Below are 19,428 nucleotides of genomic sequence, written 5' to 3' on the forward strand. Positions count from 1 at the left end.
TCAGCCCTTGGCGACGGCGCGCAGCCGGTCGATGACGTCGGCCCGCAGCTCGGCCGGTTCCAGAACCACCACATCGGGCCCGAACTCCACCAGCCAGGCGTCCAGCCCGTGGCCGTACGGGATCTCCAGCTCGTCCCAGTGCGCGTCGACGGGCACGGTCTCCACCGCCCGGGCGCGCAGCGGGTAGCCGGAGTCGCGGCGCAGCCGGATGCGGGCGGTGCTGCCGGTGTCGCCCTCGCCCGCCCAGCCGGCGACGGCGGCTCGTACGTCGACATGGTCGGGGACGGGCGCGGTGAAGCCTCCGCCGCGGACCCGCACCCGGCCGGTGATGCGGGAGAGCCGGAAGACCCGGACGGCGCCGCGGTCGCGGTCCCAGCCGGCCACGTACCAGTGGCCGCGCCAGCACTCCAGGGCCCAGGGCTCGACCTGCCGGGGCTCGGGCCGCGCGGCGTTGGCCTTGCGGTAGTCGAAGGCCACGGCCCGGCGTTCGCGGGCGGCGGTCATCAGCGGCTCGAAGGCGGGCTCCGGGGCCGGGATACGGGGTTCCAGGGCGCTCAGGCCGGTGGCCGCACCGCCGGGCAGGTCGTCCGTGCCGTCGTCGAAGGGGACTCCGGCGGCGCGCAGTTTCTGCAGGGCGCCGCTGGCGGCCTCGGCGAAGCGGGCCTGCTGCCAGACCTTGGCGGCCAGGCTGAGCGCGGCGGCCTCCTCGGCGTCGAGGGCGATCTCCGGGAGGCGGTTGCGGTCGCGGCGGGCGAGGTAGCCGATCTCGCCGTCCAGGCTCTCGATGGTGTCGATGACCATGCCGAGCTCGCGCAGATCGTCCTTGTCCCGCTCGAACATCCGGTTGAAGGCGTCGTCCGAGCCCTCGTGGTAGGCCTCGATGGAGGTGCGCAACTCGCGCTTGCTGACCGGGCGCCGGGTGTTCATCAGGCACAGCGCCAGGTTCATCAGCCGCTCGGCCTTGGCAATGGCCACTCGCGCAACCGTCCTTGTCCTGGAATCACGTGATGAAGCCGCGCCGGTCCGCCCCCGCCCGGGCGATTGCAGCAGCTCCCGATCGAGACCGTACCGCGACGACGCTGCGCGGCAAAACCGCCGGGGGAAATGCCGGGAGCCCCTGCTGGGCAGGGGCTCCCGGGGCTACTTGGCCGCGACGTCCGTCAGACGGAGAGCAGGTCCACGACGAAGATCAGGGTCTCGCCCGGCTTGATGGCCGGGGTGGGGCTCTGGTTGCCGTAGGCGAGGTGCGCGGGGATGGTCAGCTGGCGGCGCCCGCCGACCTTCATGCCCTGCACGCCCTTGTCCCAGCCCTTGATGACGCGGCCGCCACCGAGGGGGAAGGTGAAGGGCGAGTTGCGGTTCCAGCTGGCGTCGAACTCCTCGCCGGTGCTGAACGAGACACCCACGTAGTGGACGGTGACGTTGTGGCCGGACTTGGCCTCCGGGCCGTCACCCTCCCAGATGTCCTTGATCTCCAGCTCCGCCGGGGGGTTGCCACCGGGGAAGTCGATCTCGGGCTTTTCGATGCTCACGTGCTTGCTCCTCGTTGAATTGCGGTCAACCTGGTCATTCTTGCAGCTCCGGGCCGGGCGGCTCGCTACAGGACGGCGAGGATGTCGACCGAGAAGACCAGCGTGGAGTTGGCCGGGATGCTGCTCTGCGCGGTGGAGCCGTAGCCCAGCGACGGCGGGATCACCAGCAGCAGACGGCTGCCGACCTTCTTGCCGGTCAGGCCCTGCGTCCAGCCCTTGATGACCTGGTTGAGGGTGAAGGAGGTGGGCGAGCGGTCCCAGCTGCTGTCGAACTGCTTGCCGGTCTTCCACAGCACGCCCTTGTACTGGACGACCACCGTGTCGGTGCTCTTGACCGCCTTGCCGTCACTCTCCAGGACGTAGTTCGACACCAGCTTCGTGGGCGGGGTCTTGGAGGACGGGACGGTGATGGAGGGGGCCTTGCCGTCGGTGTTGGTGCCGACCTTGGGCAGGGCCGCGTCGGTCTGCTTGACGACGGCGCCCTTGGCGGTCTTGGGCACGGTGGTGGTGGAGACGATGTCCACGACGAAGACCAGGGTGGAGTTGGCCGGGATGGTGGTGCTGACCGCCTGGCTGCCGTAGCCCAGGGACGGCGGGATCACCATCTCGACGCGGCTGCCGACCTTCTGCCCCACCAGGCCCTTGTCCCAGCCCTTGATGACGGCGTTGGTGCCGATGGCGGTGGTGATGGACTTCTTCTGGTCGTAGCTGTTGTCGAAGACCTTCGCCGACTTGAAGATCTGGCCCAGGTAGTTGGCCTGGATGAAGTCGCCCTTCTTCACCGTCGCGCCCGTGCCCTGGATCACGGTCCTGGTGACCAGCTTGGTCGGCGCGGTCCCCGTGCCCTTGGCGACGGTCGGCTTCGCGCCGAACTTCGCACCGGCGGTGATCTCGGGCACTCCGCTTCCGGCGGAGGAGGATTTGTCGTCGCCACCGCCGCAGGCCGCCGTCAGCAGCAGGGCGGGCACGATCAGGAGGGCGGCTAGTCGTCGGCGCACGGTGGATGCCTCAGCTCATCGGTGGTTCGTTACGGACGGTCAGGGCCGCCACTCTACGACGTGCGTGGGGCCCCGTACGAGTAACGTACGGGGCCCCGCGTCGCATTGACGCCACCTGTCACATTCCGGCGATCAGCTTCTCCACCCGGTCGTCGACCGATCGGAAGGGGTCCTTGCAGAGCACGGTGCGCTGCGCCTGGTCGTTGAGCTTGAGGTGCACCCAGTCGACGGTGAAGTCCCTGCGCTGCTCCTGCGCGCGGCGGATGAAGTCGCCGCGCAGCCGGGCCCGGGTGGTCTGCGGGGGCACCGACTTGGCCTCGAAGATCTTGAGGTCGTTGCAGATCCGCTTGGCCTTTCCGCGCTTCTCCAGCAGGTAGTACAGGCCGCGCCGACGGTGGATGTCGTGATAGGCGAGGTCTATCTGCGCGATGCGCGGGTGGGACATGGTGAGGTTGTCGCGGGCCCGGTACCGCTCGATCAGCTGATACTTCATCACCCAGTCGATCTCGGTGCCGATCTTGTCGAGATCGCCGCTGCCGATGGACTCCAGGGTGCGTCCCCACAGTTCGAGGACCTGCTCGATGACGCCGTTCCGGATGCCGCGGCGCTCGCAGAAGTCCACCGCCTTGGAGTAGTACTCCTCCTGGATCTCCAGCGCGGAGGCCTCGCGGCCGGAGGCCAGACGCACCTTGCGGTGGCCGGTGATGTCGTGGCTGACCTCGCGGATGGCCCGGATCGGGTTCTCCAGGGTGAGGTCGCGCATGACGGTGCCCGCCTCGATCATGCGCAGCACCAGGTCGGTGGCGCCGACCTTGAGCAGCATGGTCGTCTCGGACATGTTGGAGTCGCCGACGATGACGTGCAGGCGCCGGTAGCGCTCGGCGTCGGCGTGCGGCTCGTCGCGCGTGTTGATGATCGGGCGGGAGCGGGTGGTCGCGGAGCTGACGCCCTCCCAGATGTGCTCGGCCCGCTGGCTGACGCAGTAGACCGCGCCTCTGGGGGTCTGCAGCACCTTGCCGGCGCCGCACAGCAGCTGCCGGGTGACCAGGAAGGGGATCAGGATGTCCGCGAGCCGGGAGAACTCCCCGTGGCGGGCCACCAGGTAGTTCTCATGACAGCCGTAGGAGTTCCCGGCGGAGTCGGTGTTGTTCTTGAAGAGGTAGACGTCACCCGCGATCCCCTCCTCGTGCAGGCGCCGTTCGGCGTCGACGAGGAGGCCTTCGAGGATGCGCTCGCCCGCTTTGTCGTGGGTGACCAGCTCCGTCACGTTGTCGCACTCGGGAGTGGCGTACTCCGGGTGCGAGCCGACATCGAGGTAGAGGCGGGCGCCGTTGCGGAGAAAGACATTGCTGCTACGACCCCATGACACGACACGGCGGAAGAGGTACCGCGCCACCTCGTCCGGGGACAGACGCCGCTGTCCTCGAAACGTACATGTGACGCCGTACTCGTTCTCCAGCCCGAAAATGCGGCGGTCCATGACTGAACATTACGCCTGATGCGTGGAGCTGAAACCGGGTTCGGCCACGGCGATTCGATCTTTTTCGGTCCGGCCGGCCGGGTTTGAACAGGTAAGGAACCGGCCACACGCGAGCAGTACCGCCAGCGCCACCAGGCCACCGGCCCCCGCGACGGCGAAGGCGGCGGTGGCGCCCCCGTACTGCGCGGCCGGACCCGCGCCGGCGGTGCCCAGGGCCGCGCCGACACCGAAGGCGGTGACGATCCACGAGAAGGCCTCGGTGACGGTGCCCGCCGGGGCGTGCCGGTCCACGACCACGAACGCGCAGGCCAGTACGGGTGCCAGGAACAGCCCGGCCAGCCCGGCCAGCGCGGTCATCGACGGGACACCGGGCACCAGGGCCAGCGGCAGGTAGCAGGCCGCCAGGCCCGCCACCAGCAGCCGCAGCCGGCGCTCGGGCACGCCGGGCCACTGCCGGGCCCCGTAGACCAGTCCGCCCACCAGCGCGCCGAAGCCGATCGCGGAGAGCAGGTAGCTGGAGACCATGCCGCCGCCGTGGCTGTCGGCGTACGCGACCGAGGCCACCGCGATCGAGCCCAGCGCGACGCCGACGAAGAACAACGAGCCGATCAGCGCGACCAGCCCGGGGGCCCGCAGCGGCCCCAGCCAGTCCGCCGCGCGCGGCGCCGCCCGCCAGGCCCGGGAGGGCTGCGAGACCACCACCGACAGGGCACCCGCGACACCGACCGCGGCGATCCACAGCAGGGCCGCCGTCTCGGAGAACGCGGCCACCAGCAGGGTCACCAGCAGCGGGCCGACGGCGAACATCACCTCCTGGGCGGCGGCGTCCAGCGCGTAGGCGGTGTGGACGCGGTCGGCCCGCTTGAGCACGCCCGGCCACAGCGCCCGCAGTCCGCCCTCCAGCGGAGGCGTGAAGAACCCGGCGATGACCATGGCGGCGTAGGCGAGCGGGAGGGGGTCGGGGCCGGTGAGGGCGAACAGCGTCATGCCCGCCGCCGAGAGCAGTGCGGCCGGGAGCATGACGCGGGGCTGGCCCCAGCGGTCGACGGCCCGGCCCAGCAGCGGCTGGCCGACGGCGTTGGCGATGCCGTAGACGGCGGACAGGATGCCGGCGAGGGTGAAGTCGCCGCCCTGGGAGCGGGTGAGCAGCACGATGCCGAGGGCGGCGGTGGCGTTGGGCAGCCGGCCGGTCAGGGTGCCGGTGAGCAGCCGTACGGCGTGCCGGGTGCGCAGCAGGTCCAGGTATCCGGCCGCCATCGCTGCTCCGCTTCCCCGGGAGGTCCCGGCTGCTCGTCCCCCGCGTGTTTCCTTGCGTCCACTGCGTGGTGTTACGTATAACGTGCTGGTCTATACGTAGCATGGCACACAGCGCGGGTCCACCCCATGGACGCCGCCGCCAGGACGAGAGGACCGGCACCGACGTGACGCGCACGGGCAGTCCCGCGCCCCCGGCCCGGCCGACCAGCAAGGACGTGGCCCGCGCGGCGGGTGTCTCACAGGCCACGGTGTCGCTGGTGCTGGGTGACAAATGGCGCGGCCGGGTCTCCGAGCGCACCGCGGAGGCCGTCCGCGCCGCCGCCGGGGAGCTGGGCTACCGGCCCAACCTCGCCGCCCGCAACCTGCGTCTCGGCCGCACCCGCACCGCCCTGCTGGTCGTGCCCACGATCACCAACGAGTACTTCGCCCGGGTCTACACCGGCGCCGCCCGGGTGGCCGCGCAGCACGGCTTCGGCGTGGTCCTCTACCCCTCCCCCGAGGGCGTCGGCCCGGCCCGGGACCCCTTCGGTTCCGCGCAGGCCGCCCTGGACGGCGTCATCGCCTCCTCCATGGCGGCCGACGCCCTCGCCGCCATCGGGGACGGCGGACTGCCGCTGGTGATGCTCGACGCCGATCCCCGCGAGCCCGGCCCGGCCGCCACCGTCAACCTCGCCATCGCCGACGGCATGCGGCAGACCGCCCGGCATCTGCTCGGCCTCGGCCACCGGCCCGACCGGATCGCCCATCTGGCCGCCGGCATCGACAGCTGGACCTTCCGGGTCCGCGCCCGGGCGCTCCACGACACCCTGGGCACCACCCCGGCCACCGAGCTCTCGCCGCTGACCTTCGAGGACGCCCGGCACGCCACGGAACGCCTGCTGGACCGCCCAGGTCCCCGGCCCACCGCTCTGGTCTGCGACGACGACATCCTGGCCGTCGGCGCCTGCAAGGCCCTGCGCCGGCGGGGGGTGCGGGTGCCGGACGACATGTCGGTCACCGGCTATGACGACTTCGCCCTGGCCACCGCCGTCGAGCCCGAACTCACCACCGTGCGGCTGCCCGCCGAGGAGGTCGGTGCCGGCGGCATGACCGCGCTCCTGGACGCCCTGGAGAGCCGCCCCGTCACCAGCACCGATCTGCCGGTGCGGCTGGTGGTACGCGGCTCCACGGCGGCGCCCCGGCAGCCGTAGGGCCGCCGGGGCGCCGGCCCGGCTCCAGGACCGCCGGGAACGCTGCCCGCTCCTTCTGGTGCGGCTACTCCTCGGCCTCGTCCGACGGCTCGTCCGTCTTCGTCGCCGAAGCGTCCTCGGCCTCCAGCAGCCGGCTCAGCTGACGGCCCAGGATCCGCTTGAACTTCCGCTGCTGCGGCCGCGTCCGGTCCAGCACCGCGACCTCCAGCTGCTCGGCCGTCAGCTGACGGTCCGTGCCGTTGGTGTCCCGGCCCAGCGACTCCACGGCCAGCTTCAGCGCCTCGGCCAGTGACATGCCGTCACGGTGCCGCTGGTCCAGATAGCTGCCGATCTGGTCGGAGTTGCCGCCGACCGCCACCGCGCCGTGCTCGTCCACGATCGAGCCGTCGTGCGGCAGCCGGTAGATCTGGTCGTCCTCCGGGGCCGGACCGACCTCGGCGACGATCAGCTCCACCTCGTAGGGCTTCTCGCCCACACTGGAGAAGATCGTGCCCAGCGTCTGGGCGTAGACATTGGCCAGACCGCGCGCCGTGACGTCGTCACGGTCGTAGGTGTAGCCCCGCAGATCGGCGTAACGGACGCCGCCGATGCGGAGGTTCTCGAACTCGTTGTACTTGCCCACCGCCGCGAAGGCGATCCGGTCGTAGATCTCGCTGACCTTGTGCAGGGCGCGGGACGGGTTCTCGGCGACGAAGACGATGCCGTCGGTGTACTGCAGAACGACGACACTGCGGCCGCGCGCGATGCCCTTGCGGGCGTACTCGGCACGGTCCGCCATGGCCTGCTGGGGTGAGACATAGAACGGCGTCGACACCGGCTATCCGTCCCTTTCTGTCAATGGCGAATACATCTGCGCTCAGATGCTCGGAGTGCTCGGAGTTCCCGGAGTGCTCAGAGCAGCTCGGCCCGCGGGCCGTCCGGCTGCTCCAGCCGCCGCTCGATGATGGAACGGGCGATCTCGGAGGACTCGGACTCCGTCAGCTTCCGGAAGCCGTCCTCGGTGATGACGGTGACGATCGGGAAGATCCGGCGCGCCACGTCCGGGCCGCCGGTCGCCGAGTCGTCGTCCGCCGCGTCGTACAGCGCCTGGACGACCAGCGTGGTCGCCTGGTCCTCCGTCAGCTCCTTGCGGTACAGCTTCTTCAGCGCTCCGCGCGCGAACACCGAGCCCGAGCCGGTGGCGGCGAAGCCCAGCTCCTCCGAACGCCCGCCCGTCACGTCGTAGGAGAAGATCCGGCCCCTCTCGCGGTCGGTGTCGTACCCCGCGAACAGCGGCACGACGGCCAGGCCCTGCAGGGCCATCCCGAGGTTGCTGCGGATCATGGTCGACAGGCGGTTCGCCTTGCCCTCCAGGGAGAGCACCGCGCCCTCGATCTTCTCGTAGTGCTCCAGCTCCAGCTGGAACAGCTTCACCATCTCCACGGCCAGGCCGGCGGTCCCGGCGATGCCCACCGCCGAGTACTCGTCGGCCGGGAAGACCTTCTCGATGTCCCGCTGCGCGATGACATTGCCCATGGTGGCCCGGCGGTCACCGGCGAGCACGACCCCGCCGGCGAAGGTCGCCGCCACGATGGTCGTCCCGTGCGGCAGCTCCACCGCGCCGAGCCCGGCCGGCAGCGGGCGGTTGCCCGGCAGCAGGTCGGGCGACTGCGCGCCCAGGAAGTCCATGAACGAGGACGAGCCGGGCGTCAGGAAGGCGGCCGGCAGACGCCCGGTGCTACGAGTGTTGGCTTCCACGCGTTTCCTTCCACGTAATCCGCTGCACGGCGCAGCAGCTCTGGGTTGACCTTGAACTGCCCCGGACCGCCGTCGCAGTTGAAGCAGAGAACTGATCGCACCCTACCCGTCGTGTGATCGTGATCCACCTGCTGCGGGCCGGGAGTTGGGCAGGCAGAACCCGATCACGGTCAGGGCGCCGCCGAAAGCCTTCGGGGACCGCGCCGCGGGCAGAGCGGGAGGGTCGCGTTTCGCGCGCCTCCCGCTCTGCCCGCCTGCCGGCCGGCTCGGCATTCCGCTGGCCGGAGCACGGCTTACGGCAGTAAGCCGAACCGCCGGCCGGAGAATTCGTACTACTCTCCGCCCTTTTGCACGAAGGACCGGACGAAGTCCTCGGCATTGGACTCGAGCACGTCATCGATCTCGTCCAGCACGTCGTCCACGTCGTCCGACAGCTTCTCCTGCCGCTCCTTGAGATCGGAGGCGGCCTGCGCGTCCTGCGCGGTCTCCTCGACCTCCTCGGTCGAACGCGTGGCCTTCTGCTGCCCGCCGTCGGTGTCCTTGGTAGCCATGTACCTCACCCCGCTCCGGTGTCATGTCCTACAAGATCAGACCCTACTCGCAGGGTCTGACATCGGCCTTCGGTTGCTCCAACCTACGGGAGCCACTCAGATGATTCCCGGTTCTGAGGCATTTCAGCCGCTTCTCAGCCCCCGGACAAGATCCGTACCAGCTCCTCCGCCGTGCGGCAGCGGTCGAGGAGTTCCTTGACGTGGTTACGGGTACCGCGCAGCGGCTCCAGGGTCGGCACCCGCTGGAGGGAGTCGCGCCCCGGCAGGTCGAAGATCACGGAGTCCCAGGAGGCGGCGGCGACGTCGTCGGCGTACTGTTCCAGACACCGGCCCCGGAAGTAGGCGCGGGTGTCCTCCGGGGGCTTGGTACGGGCCCGGGTGACGTCCTCCTCGTCCAGCAGGCGCTGGATGCGGCCCCGGGCGACGAGGCGGTTGTAGAGGCCCTTGTCGGGGCGGACGTCCGCGTACTGGAGGTCCACCAGATGGAGGCGGGCCGCGTCCCAGCCGAGGTTGTCGCGGCGGCGGTAGCCCTCCATGAGCTCGCGTTTGGCGATCCAGTCCAGCTCGCCGGACAGGCTCATGGGGTCGCTTTCGAGGCGGTTGAGAACGTCCTCCCACCGTGCCAGGACGTCCTTGGTCTGGTCGTCGGCGTCGGTGCCGAAGCGGTCCTCGACATACTTGCGGGCCAGCTCGCAGTACTCCATCTGCAACTGCACCGCGGTCAGCGTCCGGCCGCTGCGCAGCGTGACCAGCCGCCGCAGGGTCGGGTCGTGGCTGACCTGGTGCAGCGTCCGTACCGGCTGGTCGACGGCCAGGTCGACGTTGATGAAGCTGTCCTCGATCATGGACAGCACCAGGGCGGTCGTGCCGAGCTTGAGGTAGGTGGAGATCTCCGACAGGTTCGCGTCGCCGATGATCACATGGAGCCGGCGGTACTTCTCGGCGTCGGCGTGCGGTTCGTCGCGGGTGTTGATGATCGGCCGCTTGAGCGTGGTCTCCAGGCCGACCTCGACCTCGAAGTAGTCCGCGCGCTGGCTGATCTGGAAGCCGTTCTCGTGACCGTCCTGGCCGATTCCCACCCGTCCGGCGCCGGTGACGACCTGGCGGGAGACGAAGAAGGGCGTCAGGTGCCGCACGATGTCCGAGAAGGGGGTCTCCCGCTTCATCAGGTAGTTCTCGTGGGTGCCGTAGGACGCGCCCTTGTTGTCGGTGTTGTTCTTGTACAGATGGATGGGCTGGGCACCGGGCAGCTGGGCAGCGCGTTCGGCGGCCTCGGCCATGATGCGCTCGCCGGCCTTGTCCCACAGGACGGCGTCGCGGGGGTTGGTGATCTCGGGCGAGGAGTACTCGGGGTGGGCGTGGTCGACGTACAGACGGGCACCGTTGGTGAGGATGACGTTGGCCAGGCCGATGTCCTCGTCGGTGAGCTGGCTGGAGTCGGCCGAGTCCCGTGCCAGGTCGAAGCCGCGGGCGTCCCGCAGCGGGTTCTCCTCCTCGAAGTCCCAGCGGGCGCGGCGCGCCCGGTGCATCGCCGCCGCGTAGGCGTTGACGATCTGGGACGAGGTGAGCATGGCATTGGCGTTCGGGTGACCGGGAACGGAGATCCCGTACTCCGTCTCGATTCCCATTACTCGCCGTACGGTCATGCGGCCCTCCTTGCCCGGCTCCGGCCCGTGCTGGGCCGGACGCTCAAGTACCGCTTCGCATATGGCCCCAGTGCGGCTCCTGGTGCGGTACCGACGAGCCTAGAACGCGAGGACGGTGCTGGGGAGATCATTTCGCGCTTTCTTCGGGTGCTTCGGGGGTGTTTCGGGGCGAAACACTCCGGCTGCGGGTGCCCCTGCGTGGGCAACCGCAGCCGGAGGGTGATCGCGCTACAGGTACTGGCCGGTGTTGGCGACGGTGTCGATGGAGCGACCGGTGTCGGCGCCCTGCTTGCCGGTGACGAGCGTGCGGATGAACACGATCCGCTCGCCCTTCTTGCCGGAGATGCGGGCCCAGTCGTCCGGGTTGGTGGTGTTGGGCAGGTCCTCGTTCTCCTTGAACTCGTCCACGCAGGCGGCGAGCAGGTGGGAGACGCGGAGTCCGCGCTGTTTGTGGTCCAGCCAGTCCTTGATCGCCATCTTCTTGGCCCGGTCCACGATGTTCTGGATCATGGCGCCGGAGTTGAAGTCCTTGAAGTACAGGACCTCCTTGTCACCGTTGGCGTAGGTGACCTCCAGGAAGCGGTTCTCCTCGGTCTCGGTGTACATCCGCTCGACCACGGCCTGGATCATGGCGTCGACGGTGCCGGCGCTCGACCCGCCGTGCTCCGACATGTCCTCGCTGTGCAGCGGGAGGGTCGGGACCAGGTACTTGGAGAAGATGTCCTTGGCCGCCTCGGCGTCCGGCCGCTCGATCTTGATCTTCACGTCCAGGCGGCCGGGCCGCAGGATCGCGGGGTCGATCATGTCCTCGCGGTTGGAGGCGCCGATGACGATGACGTTCTCCAGGCCCTCCACACCGTCGATCTCCGCCAGCAGCTGCGGGACGATGGTGTTCTCCACGTCCGAGCTGACACCGGAGCCGCGGGTGCGGAAGAGGGACTCCATCTCGTCGAAGAAGACGATGACCGGGGTGCCCTCGCTGGCCTTCTCCCTCGCCCGCTGGAAGACCAGGCGGATCTGCCGCTCGGTCTCGCCCACGTACTTGTTGAGCAGCTCGGGACCCTTGATGTTGAGGAAGTAGCTCTTCCCCTGCGGCTGGCCGGTGACCTCGGCGACCTTCTTGGCAAGGGAGTTGGCGACCGCCTTGGCGATAAGGGTCTTGCCGCAGCCCGGAGGGCCGTAGAGGAGGACGCCCTTGGGCGGGCGCAGCTCGTACTCCTTGAACAGCTCGGCGTGCAGATAGGGCAGTTCGACCGCGTCGCGGATCTGCTCGATCTGGTTGCCGAGGCCGCCGATCTGGCGGTAGTCGATGTCGGGGACCTCTTCGAGGACGAGGTCCTCGACCTCGCTCTTGGGCACCCGCTCGTAGACGTATCCGGAGCGCGGTTCGAGCAGCAGGGCGTCGCCGACGCGCAGGGCGCCGTCGAGCAGCGGTTCGGCGAGCCGTACCACCCGCTCCTCGTCGGTGTGCCCGACAACCAGGGCTCGTTCGCCGTCCTCCAGGACCTCCTTGAGGGTGACGATGTCGCCGATGCTCTCGAAGGCCATGGCTTCCACCACGTTGAGCGCCTCGTTGAGCATGACTTCCTGGCCGCGCCGGAGTTCCTCCGTCTCGACGGACGGGCTGACGTTCACCCGCAGCTTGCGGCCGCCGGTGAAGATGTCGGCCGTGCCGTCCTCGTTGACCTGCAGGAACACACCGAAGCCGGCAGGCGGCTGGGCAAGCCTGTCCACTTCTTCCTTGAGGGCCACGATCTGGTCGCGGGCCTCCCGGAGCGTGTTCGCCAGCCGCTCGTTCTGAGCGGACACGCCTGACAGGCTGCTCTGCAGCTCGACGATCCGCTCTTCGAGAACTCTCGTGTGACGCGGAGAGTCGGCGAGCTTACGTCGCAGGACGGCGATCTCCTGCTCAAGAAAGGCGACCTGGCCCGTGTGGTCATCCTGACCACGGGTCGGTCGGCCGCCACGGTTGATGTCGTCGTCGTGGGCCGCCACGGTCCTCACCTCCTCCAAGGGGAGCTGGACGTTTCCAGACCCTACCTGTGCCGGTAGGGGTGTAAACCCCTAGATCACCAAAGACGGTCGGGGTGTGTCCGATCTTCACCCTTGCGCACGTCCTCTCGCGAGGGAGATACCCACCCAGCAACATCGGAAAGCGGGCGGTTGTATCGTCGATTCGGTCAACGCCCGTCAGGGGCGGTTCCATCCCGGTTTCTGACCGGACTACGAACGGCAGGCGAGGTATCCGTGAGTGAGCCGGCAGTCGAGGCGCTGGAAGTCTGGATCGACCAGGACCTGTGCACCGGCGACGGGATCTGTGTCCAGTACGCGCCCGAGATCTTCGAGCTGGACATCGACGGTCTCGCCTATGTGAAGGGCGACGACGCGGAGCTCCGCCAGGCACCCGGGGCCACCGCGCCCGTGCCGCTGCCGCTGCTGACCGACGTGGTGGATTCAGCCCGGGAATGTCCGGGCGAGTGCATTCATGTACGCAGGGTTTCGGACAGCGTGGAGGTCCACGGTCCCGAGGCCGTGTGATCTGTCACACACTCCCGGCGAGAGGCCCCGGCACCGCGTAGTAGGTGCCCGAACGCCATTCCCAGGTGTAGGAGCGCTGCTGATCCGGGCAGCATCGGGGTACGTCCTCGCCGGAGTAGCCGAGGACGGTGGCTTTGACCGTGCCGTCGGAGATCCGGAGGTCCTTGATGGAGCGCTGTTCCCCCGGGTTCACGAGGGTGTCGGTGATCCGGGGCGTCCGGCTGCCCGCGCCGCTCGCGGAGAGGACGTAGAGCCCGCTGGGCGGGGTGCCGGTCCCGGACTGGCAGCGGACGACGGCGACCGTCTCGGCGCGGCCGTCCCGGTCGAGATCGCCCGAGACCTGGTCCACGACGTCCACCGGGCCACCCGCGCAGTCCAGGGGGTAGTGGGCGGCCTTGGCCCGCGGCGCGCCGGCGGCGGAGCCGCGCGAGGAGCGCGGGGCGGCTCCGGCGGGCTGGACGAGCGCGCCCGCCGCGATCACGGCGGCGACCACGGCGGCCGTGGCGATCCAGTGCACGGATCGGGCTCGGGTGTGGGAAGGGGCCGGGCCTGCGGAGGGCTGCACGCGCCTGTCTCCTGTGGAGTTCGTGTTGCTGGTGTGGCCAGCATGGTGCCATACCCGCCGGGGCCGCGGAACGGCCGGGGCCCGGTGTCGCCGGAACGGCTCCGCCGCCCGCCCCTGACGGGGAATCGGGCGGCGGAGGCCGGGGGTTGCGGGCCGGTCGGACCTGTACCGGTCAGCTGTTGTCGTCGGCCTGGGCGGCCGGCTCGGGCTGCTGCGGCTGCCCGGACTCAAGCTGCTCGGGCTGCCCGAGCGGCTCGGGCTCGACGAGCTGCTCGGGCTCCGGCTGTTCGGGCTGCTCCGGCTTCGCGGTCCGCTCCGCCTTCGCGGTCTGCTTGGCCATACCGCCCCGGCTGGCGCTGCCCGGACCGGTGTAGTCCTCGCCGTACGCGCCCGGCGCGGGCCGGCGGCGTCGCAGCGGGGGCTCGACGCCGTCGGCGAGGCGCCGGGCGGTGAGCAGGAAGCCGGTGTGGCCGATCATGCGGTGGTCGGGGCGTACCGCCAGTCCCTCGACGTGCCAGGTGCGGACCATGGTCTCCCAGGCGGACGGCTCGTTGAAGGTGCCGTGTTCGCGGATCGCCTCGACGGTGCGGGCGAGCTGGGTGGTGGTGGCCACGTAGGCGCAGACGATACCGCCGGGCACCAGGGCCTTGGAGACGGCCTCCAGGCACTCCCAGGGGGCGAGCATGTCCAGGATGACGCGGTCGACGTCGGTGTCGCTGAGGTTGTCCTGGAGGTCACCGACGGTGAGCTGCCAGGCGGGGTGGGGGCCGCCGAAGTAACGCTCGACGTTGCCGGTGGCGATCTCGGCGAAGTCGGCACGGCGCTCGTAGGAGTGCAGCATGCCCTGGTCGCCGACGGCGCGGAGCAGGAACATGCTGAGCGAGCCGGAGCCGACGCCCGCCTCCACGACGCGGGCGCCGGGGAAGATGTCGGCCATCGACAGGATCTGCCCGGCGTCCTTGGGGTAGACCACGGCGGCACCGCGGGGCATGGACAGGACGTAGTCGGGGAGCAGGGGGCGCAGCGCGAGGTAGGCGACGTTTCCCGTGGTGCGGACAACACTGCCCTCGGGAGCACCGATCAGCTCGTCGTGCGGGAAGGAACCCTTGTGGGTGTGGAAGTTCTTCCCGGCTTCGAGCGTGAAGGTGTAGTGACGTCCCTTGGGGTCGGTGAGCTGGACCTGGTCCCCGACCTGGAAGGGGCCGCGACGACGGGCGGCACCGGTCGGTTCGGACATGCCGGTAAGCCTACCGGCCCTAACTCTGGGGTCGTGCCATGGCCGCCAGGAAGGCCCGCTCGACGTCGGCCGTGGAGAGCACCCCGTAGATCTCGCCGGTCGGCTCGACGACCAGGTACTCGGTGGCGGGGGTGGCCCGGAGGGTGTCCAGGAGGTCCTCGCCGGCCAGTTCCGCCGAAACCTTCATGCCGGGCCTGATGTCCTGCGCGAGGCCGGAGACGGCCACCCAGGGACGGCGGTGTTCGGGGACGCCGACGATCGCGGTCTCGCGGACGACGGCGGTGGGGTCGCCGTGCCCGTCGACGACCACGAGGGCGCGGGCGCCCGCCTCGTTGGCCCGGCGCAGGGCCTCGGACAGCGGGGTGTCGGAGGCGACGGGCACGGCGCGCCGGGTGAGGGTGCGGGCCTGGAGCTCGGGCAGGTGCTCGCGGAGCCGGGCCATGCGCAGGCTGTTGCCGGCGCCGGTCCAGATGATGGCGGCCAGGATCGCGGCGAGCAGGGCGTCGGTGAGGGAGTCGAAGCCGGTGGAGCCGTCACCGCCGTCGGAGACCCCGCCCGCGTACGACAGCAGGGGCAGGCCGACCAGCACCGCGATGGCCAGCGCCCGGCCGGTCCAGGCGGCGGCGACGGTACCGGTCATGGGCCTGCCGGTGAGCTTCCAGACCACCGCGCGCAGCATCCGGCCGCCGTCCAGCGGCAGGCCCGGCAGCAGGTTGAACGCGGCGACGATCAGGTTGCTGATCATCAGGCCGCCGAGCAGCACTCCGGGTACGGTGCCGGGCTCGACGAACTTCATGCCGACGTAGAAGACCCCGGACAGCACCAGCGAGAGCAGCGGCCCGACGAAGGCGAGGACGAACTCGCGGCCGGGCGTCTCGGATTCCTTCTCGATCTCCGAGACGCCGCCGAAGAACTGGAGCTGGATACGCCGTACGGGGAGGTCGAAGCGGAGCGCCGCCACCGTGTGGGCGAGTTCGTGGACGAGGACGGAGGCGTAGAAGGCGACCGCGAAGAACAGCGAGACGAGGTAGCGGGCGCCGCCCAGCTCCGGCAGGACGCGGTCGAGCTGGCCGCCGAAGACCCAGGTGATGAGGGCGGCGACGAGGAACCAGCTGGGGGCGACATACACGGGCACGCCGAAGATGCGGCCCATCAGGATCCCACCGCCTGCCGGGCGCTTGCCGTTGCCGTTGTCGCCGTCGGCCGGCGGTTGCCCGTTCTCGCTCACTGGTTCCCCTCGTTCGGACACGTCTGACGTCGATGGTATTGCCCGGTCGCACGGTGCCGACACCGGCTGTCGGTGAGTGGCAGAGCCACGACCACCGGAACCCGCTACGAGTATCAATGTCAGTGGTACGCCGTAAGGTCGCGGCATGGGCACCACTGAAGACAGCATTCCCGTGCAGCGCGAACCGGGGCCGCGGCCGCCGGTCTCGTTGTCACCCTCGCGCGCCTCGGACTTCATGCGGTGTCCCCTGCTGTACCGGCTGCGGGTGATCGACCGGCTGCCGGAGAAGCCCTCCGAGGCGGCTACCCGGGGCACGGTGGTCCATGCGGTGCTTGAACGGCTGTTCGACGTACCGGCCGCCGAGCGCACCGCCGAGCGGGCGCGGGCGCTGCTGCCGGGCGAGTGGGAGAAGCTGCTGGCGTCCCGGCCCGAGCTGGCCGGGCTGTTCGCGGCGGACGCCGAGGGCGGGCAGGGCGGTGACGGCGGCGGTGCCCGGCTGGCGGCGTGGCTGGAAAGCGCCGCCGCCCTGGTGGAGCGGTGGTTCACCCTGGAGGACCCGACGCGCCTGGAGCCCGCCGAGCGCGAGCTCTACGTGGAGACCGAGCTGGAGTCGGGGCTGACCCTGCGGGGCTATGTCGACCGGCTGGACGTCGCGCCGCTCACCGGCGATCTGCGGGTGGTGGACTACAAGACGGGCAAGGCCCCGCGCCCGGAGTACGCGGACGAGGCGCTGTTCCAGATGAAGTTCTACGCGCTGGTGCTGTGGAAGCTGCGCGGCACCGTGCCGCGCCGGCTCCAGCTGGTCTATCTGGGCAGCGGCGACGTGCTGACGTACGACCCGACGGAGGCCGATCTGCGGACGGTGGCGCGCAGACTGGAGGCGCTGTGGGACGCGATCCGGCTGGCGACCGAGACGGGTGACTGGCGGCCCCGCCCGGGACGGCTGTGCGACTGGTGCGACCACCGCGCGGTGTGCCCGTCCTTCGGAGGCACTCCCCCGCCGTACCCGCTGCCGGTGGTGGGGAAGAATGAGGACACCTCGGCAACGGCCGAGACGGTGTGAGGGGGACCCCGTGGCCATTCGCGTTCTGCTGGTGGACGATCAGCCGCTGTTGCGCACCGGCTTCCGCATGATTTTGGAGGCCGAGCCCGATCTCGCCGTGGTCGGCGAGGCCGGGGACGGCCAGCAGGCCCTGGACCAGGTGCGCGCGCTGCAGCCCGACGTGGTGCTGATGGACATCCGGATGCCGCGGATGGACGGGGTGGAGGCGACCCGCCAGATCACCGGCCCGGGGCGGGACGGCCCGGCGAAGGTGCTGGTGCTGACCACCTTCGACCTCGACGAGTACGTGGTGGAGGCGCTGCGCGCCGGAGCCAGCGGCTTCCTGCTCAAGGACGCCCCCGCGACGGAGCTGGTGCAGGCGATCCGGGTGGTGGCCGGGGGCGAGGCGATGCTCGCGCCGAGCATCACCCGGCGGCTGCTGGACAAGTACGCGGGCCGGCTGCCGTCGGGCGAGGATCCGGTGCCGCAGGCGCTGCACACCCTGACCGAGCGCGAGGTCGAGGTGCTCAAGCTGGTGGCGCGCGGCCTGTCGAACGCGGAGATCGCGGCGGAGCTCTTCGTCAGCGAGACGACGGTCAAGACACATGTCGGCCATGTGCTGACCAAGCTGGCGCTGCGGGACCGGGTGCAGGCGGCGGTCTACGCGTACGAGAGCGGCCTGGTACGCCCCGGGGCCCAGTGACACCTCCGGGCCCTGCCTGATGCCCCCCGGGGCGGCCCCGGGGGCCGCCCCGGCCGCCGTCTAGCGGTCGGAACCCTTCTCGATCTCCCAGAAGCGGAAGACGGCCGCCGGGTCGAGGCTCCACTCCAGGCCGTTGATGTTGTCCTGGGCGACGGCGAACTGCTTGCCCTGCCAGAGCGGGATGACCGGGACGTCGGCGGCGACGCGGTCCTGGATGTCCTTGAAGTCCCCGGCGGCGGAGCCGCGGTCGGACTCGGCGGCGGTCGCCGGGATGAGCTGACCGGTGATGCGGCTGTTGCTGTAGTGGTTGAACAGCACGTTGCCCTCGCCGAAGAACGGGACGGTGAAGTTGTCGGGGTCCGGGAAGTCCGGGACCCAGCCCTTGACGTAGGCGGCGTACTTTCCGGCCTCGATGTTCTTGGCGTAGGTGTCGGCGTCGACGGTCTTGACGGTGACGTCGAACAGGCCGGTGACGTTGAGCTGCGCGGCCAGGGTCTTCAGCTCGGCGACGGTGCCGGTGCCGTAGCGGACCGGGGTGGCCCACAGGGTGAAGGTGACCTTGTCGGTGATGCCGGCCGTCCGGAGCACCGACCGCGCCCGGGCGGTGTCGCCGCCCTCGCCGTAACGGTCGAAGAAGGCGGTGTTGTGGCCGGTGATGCCGGCCGGGACGATCGAGTAGAGCGGGTCGACCGTGCGCCTGTAGACGTCGCGGATCATGGACTGGCGGTCGATGACGTACGCGATGGCCCGGCGGACGGCCTTGTCGCCGACGACCTCGTCGTCGAGGTTGAAGACCAGGTGCTGGATCTCGGCACCGCTGCCCTCGACGACCTGCAGGCCGGAGTGGGTGGTGCTGGTGGAGGCCTGCAGCTTGGCTATGTCGGCGAGCTTGAGTCCCCGGTAGGCGAAGTCGACCGTGGCGTCGGTGACTGCCTTCTTGAGGGTGGTCTCGTTGTTGTAGAAGCGCATGGTCATGCCGGAGTTCCTGGCCTCGGCGTCACCCTTGTAGCTGCCGTTGACCTTGAAGACGGCTTCCTTGTTCTTCTCGTACGAGTCCAGCGTGTACGGGCCGGAGCCGACGGCCTTCCCGTCGGTGCGCAGGGCGTTCATCGAGTACTCGTTGTGGTCCACGATGGAGCCCGCGGCCGAGGCGACCTTCATCGGGAAGGTCGCGTCGGAGTACTTGAGGTGGAAGACGACCTTCTCCGACGAGGGGGTGTCGATCTTCTTGACCGAGCCGAGCAGTGCGCCCGCCGGGCCGTTCTCGTCGTTGATCTTGATGGTGCGCTCGAACGAGAACTTCACGTCCGCGGAGGTCAGGTTGTCGCCGTTGCTGAACTCCAGTCCCGGCTTCAGGGTGCAGGCGTACGTCTTGGTGTCGTCGTCGGTGAACGCGCAGCTCTTGGCCGCGTCGGGCTCGGGCGTGGTGCCGCCCCGGGGGAAGGCGAGCAGCGACTGGAAGACGTTGTTGAAGACGATCCACGAGCCGACGTCATAGCCGGCTGCCGGGTCGACGGAGGTGACCTTGTCGGTGATGCCCATGGTGACGGCCTCGCCGGAGCCGCCTCCGGCAGCCCCCGATCCGCACCCGGCGACGACCACGGCCGACAACGTCACGGAAAGCGGAAGCACAAGCCGCTGCAAATTCCTCACGAGCATTCCTCACAGGTCTCGACCACAAGGTCGCGCGGTTCCCGGACGCGCTGCTGTCCGGGACCCGCGCG

Annotated in this window: 19 protein-coding genes; 4 read left to right on the forward strand and 15 right to left on the reverse strand. The window is 70.0% G+C overall.

Annotated elements, in window-relative coordinates; genetic code table 11:
• The 5 genes from RWE79_RS08285 to RWE79_RS08305 all read right to left on the reverse strand — a co-directional run bounded on the left by RWE79_RS08285 (position 1) and on the right by RWE79_RS08305 (position 5,267).
• On the reverse strand, positions 1-975 hold the full coding sequence (locus RWE79_RS08285) for a helix-turn-helix transcriptional regulator (RefSeq protein ID WP_475939365.1): 975 nt from the start codon (positions 973-975) through the stop codon (positions 1-3).
• Between the two features lie 185 nt (positions 976-1,160).
• Positions 1,161-1,532: an FKBP-type peptidyl-prolyl cis-trans isomerase gene (locus RWE79_RS08290; RefSeq protein WP_475939366.1), complete on the reverse strand. Its 372-nt coding sequence runs from the start codon at positions 1,530-1,532 to the stop codon at positions 1,161-1,163.
• A gap of 65 nt (positions 1,533-1,597) precedes the next feature.
• On the reverse strand, positions 1,598-2,530 hold the full coding sequence (locus RWE79_RS08295; RefSeq protein WP_475939367.1) for an FKBP-type peptidyl-prolyl cis-trans isomerase: 933 nt from the start codon (positions 2,528-2,530) through the stop codon (positions 1,598-1,600).
• A gap of 118 nt (positions 2,531-2,648) precedes the next feature.
• Positions 2,649-4,010 carry a Pup--protein ligase gene (pafA, locus tag RWE79_RS08300; RefSeq protein ID WP_475939368.1) on the reverse strand — a complete coding sequence of 454 codons (1,362 nt, stop codon included), beginning with the start codon at positions 4,008-4,010 and terminating at the stop codon, positions 2,649-2,651.
• Positions 4,011-4,019: 9 nt separating this feature from the next.
• The gene (locus RWE79_RS08305; RefSeq protein WP_475939369.1) at positions 4,020-5,267 is read right to left on the reverse strand and encodes an MFS transporter; all 1,248 of its coding nucleotides are present in this window, start codon (positions 5,265-5,267) and stop codon (positions 4,020-4,022) included.
• A gap of 164 nt (positions 5,268-5,431) precedes the next feature.
• Between RWE79_RS08305 and RWE79_RS08310 the strand changes: the two genes are divergently transcribed.
• Positions 5,432-6,457: a LacI family DNA-binding transcriptional regulator gene (locus RWE79_RS08310; RefSeq protein WP_475939370.1), complete on the forward strand. Its 1,026-nt coding sequence runs from the start codon at positions 5,432-5,434 to the stop codon at positions 6,455-6,457.
• A 64-nt stretch (positions 6,458-6,521) separates the two neighbouring features.
• Here the strand turns inward: RWE79_RS08310 and prcA are convergent, their stop codons facing one another.
• The 6 genes from prcA to arc all read right to left on the reverse strand — a co-directional run bounded on the left by prcA (position 6,522) and on the right by arc (position 12,386).
• Positions 6,522-7,271, reverse strand: a complete 750-nt coding sequence (prcA, locus tag RWE79_RS08315; protein WP_475939371.1) for a proteasome subunit alpha — start codon at positions 7,269-7,271, stop codon at positions 6,522-6,524.
• 77 nt (positions 7,272-7,348) lie between these two features.
• Positions 7,349-8,194, reverse strand: a complete 846-nt coding sequence (gene prcB, locus RWE79_RS08320) for a proteasome subunit beta (RefSeq protein WP_475939372.1) — start codon at positions 8,192-8,194, stop codon at positions 7,349-7,351.
• Positions 8,146-8,322 carry an endonuclease domain-containing protein gene (locus RWE79_RS08325; RefSeq protein WP_475939373.1) on the reverse strand — a complete coding sequence of 59 codons (177 nt, stop codon included), beginning with the start codon at positions 8,320-8,322 and terminating at the stop codon, positions 8,146-8,148. The genes prcB and RWE79_RS08325 overlap by 49 nt, the downstream gene beginning before the upstream one ends.
• Positions 8,323-8,526: 204 nt before the next feature.
• Positions 8,527-8,745, reverse strand: coding sequence for a ubiquitin-like protein Pup (locus RWE79_RS08330; protein ID WP_475939374.1), 219 nt, complete (start codon positions 8,743-8,745; stop codon positions 8,527-8,529).
• A 134-nt stretch (positions 8,746-8,879) separates the two neighbouring features.
• Positions 8,880-10,391 (reverse strand): depupylase/deamidase Dop, encoded by a 1,512-nt coding sequence (gene dop, locus RWE79_RS08335; protein WP_475939375.1) that lies wholly within the window; start codon positions 10,389-10,391, stop codon positions 8,880-8,882.
• 228 nt (positions 10,392-10,619) lie between these two features.
• Positions 10,620-12,386, reverse strand: coding sequence for a proteasome ATPase (arc, locus tag RWE79_RS08340; RefSeq protein WP_475939376.1), 1,767 nt, complete (start codon positions 12,384-12,386; stop codon positions 10,620-10,622).
• Between the two features lie 252 nt (positions 12,387-12,638).
• Here arc and RWE79_RS08345 point away from each other — a divergent pair, with 252 nt between their 5' ends.
• Complete coding sequence (locus RWE79_RS08345) at positions 12,639-12,929, forward strand: ferredoxin (protein WP_475939377.1); 291 nt, start codon at positions 12,639-12,641, stop codon at positions 12,927-12,929.
• Between the two features lie 4 nt (positions 12,930-12,933).
• Here RWE79_RS08345 and RWE79_RS08350 read toward each other — a convergent pair whose 3' ends face one another.
• From RWE79_RS08350 to RWE79_RS08360, 3 genes are all read right to left on the reverse strand, one after another.
• On the reverse strand, positions 12,934-13,494 hold the full coding sequence (locus RWE79_RS08350) for a hypothetical protein (RefSeq protein ID WP_475939378.1): 561 nt from the start codon (positions 13,492-13,494) through the stop codon (positions 12,934-12,936).
• Between the two features lie 172 nt (positions 13,495-13,666).
• Positions 13,667-14,731 carry a tRNA (adenine-N1)-methyltransferase gene (locus RWE79_RS08355; RefSeq protein WP_475939379.1) on the reverse strand — a complete coding sequence of 355 codons (1,065 nt, stop codon included), beginning with the start codon at positions 14,729-14,731 and terminating at the stop codon, positions 13,667-13,669.
• Between the two features lie 19 nt (positions 14,732-14,750).
• On the reverse strand, positions 14,751-15,959 hold the full coding sequence (locus RWE79_RS08360) for a site-2 protease family protein (protein ID WP_475939380.1): 1,209 nt from the start codon (positions 15,957-15,959) through the stop codon (positions 14,751-14,753).
• Positions 15,960-16,104: 145 nt separating this feature from the next.
• On the opposite strand from RWE79_RS08360, the gene RWE79_RS08365 reads away from it, so the two are divergent.
• The gene (locus RWE79_RS08365; protein ID WP_475939381.1) at positions 16,105-17,022 is read left to right on the forward strand and encodes a RecB family exonuclease; all 918 of its coding nucleotides are present in this window, start codon (positions 16,105-16,107) and stop codon (positions 17,020-17,022) included.
• Between the two features lie 10 nt (positions 17,023-17,032).
• On the forward strand, positions 17,033-17,704 hold the full coding sequence (locus tag RWE79_RS08370; protein WP_475939382.1) for a response regulator: 672 nt from the start codon (positions 17,033-17,035) through the stop codon (positions 17,702-17,704).
• Positions 17,705-17,764: 60 nt separating this feature from the next.
• Here RWE79_RS08370 and RWE79_RS08375 read toward each other — a convergent pair whose 3' ends face one another.
• Positions 17,765-19,363 carry an ABC transporter substrate-binding protein gene (locus tag RWE79_RS08375; RefSeq protein ID WP_475939383.1) on the reverse strand — a complete coding sequence of 533 codons (1,599 nt, stop codon included), beginning with the start codon at positions 19,361-19,363 and terminating at the stop codon, positions 17,765-17,767.
• Positions 19,364-19,428 lie beyond the last annotated feature (65 nt).

This window comes from Streptomyces sp. RLA131 (assembly GCF_056270125.1).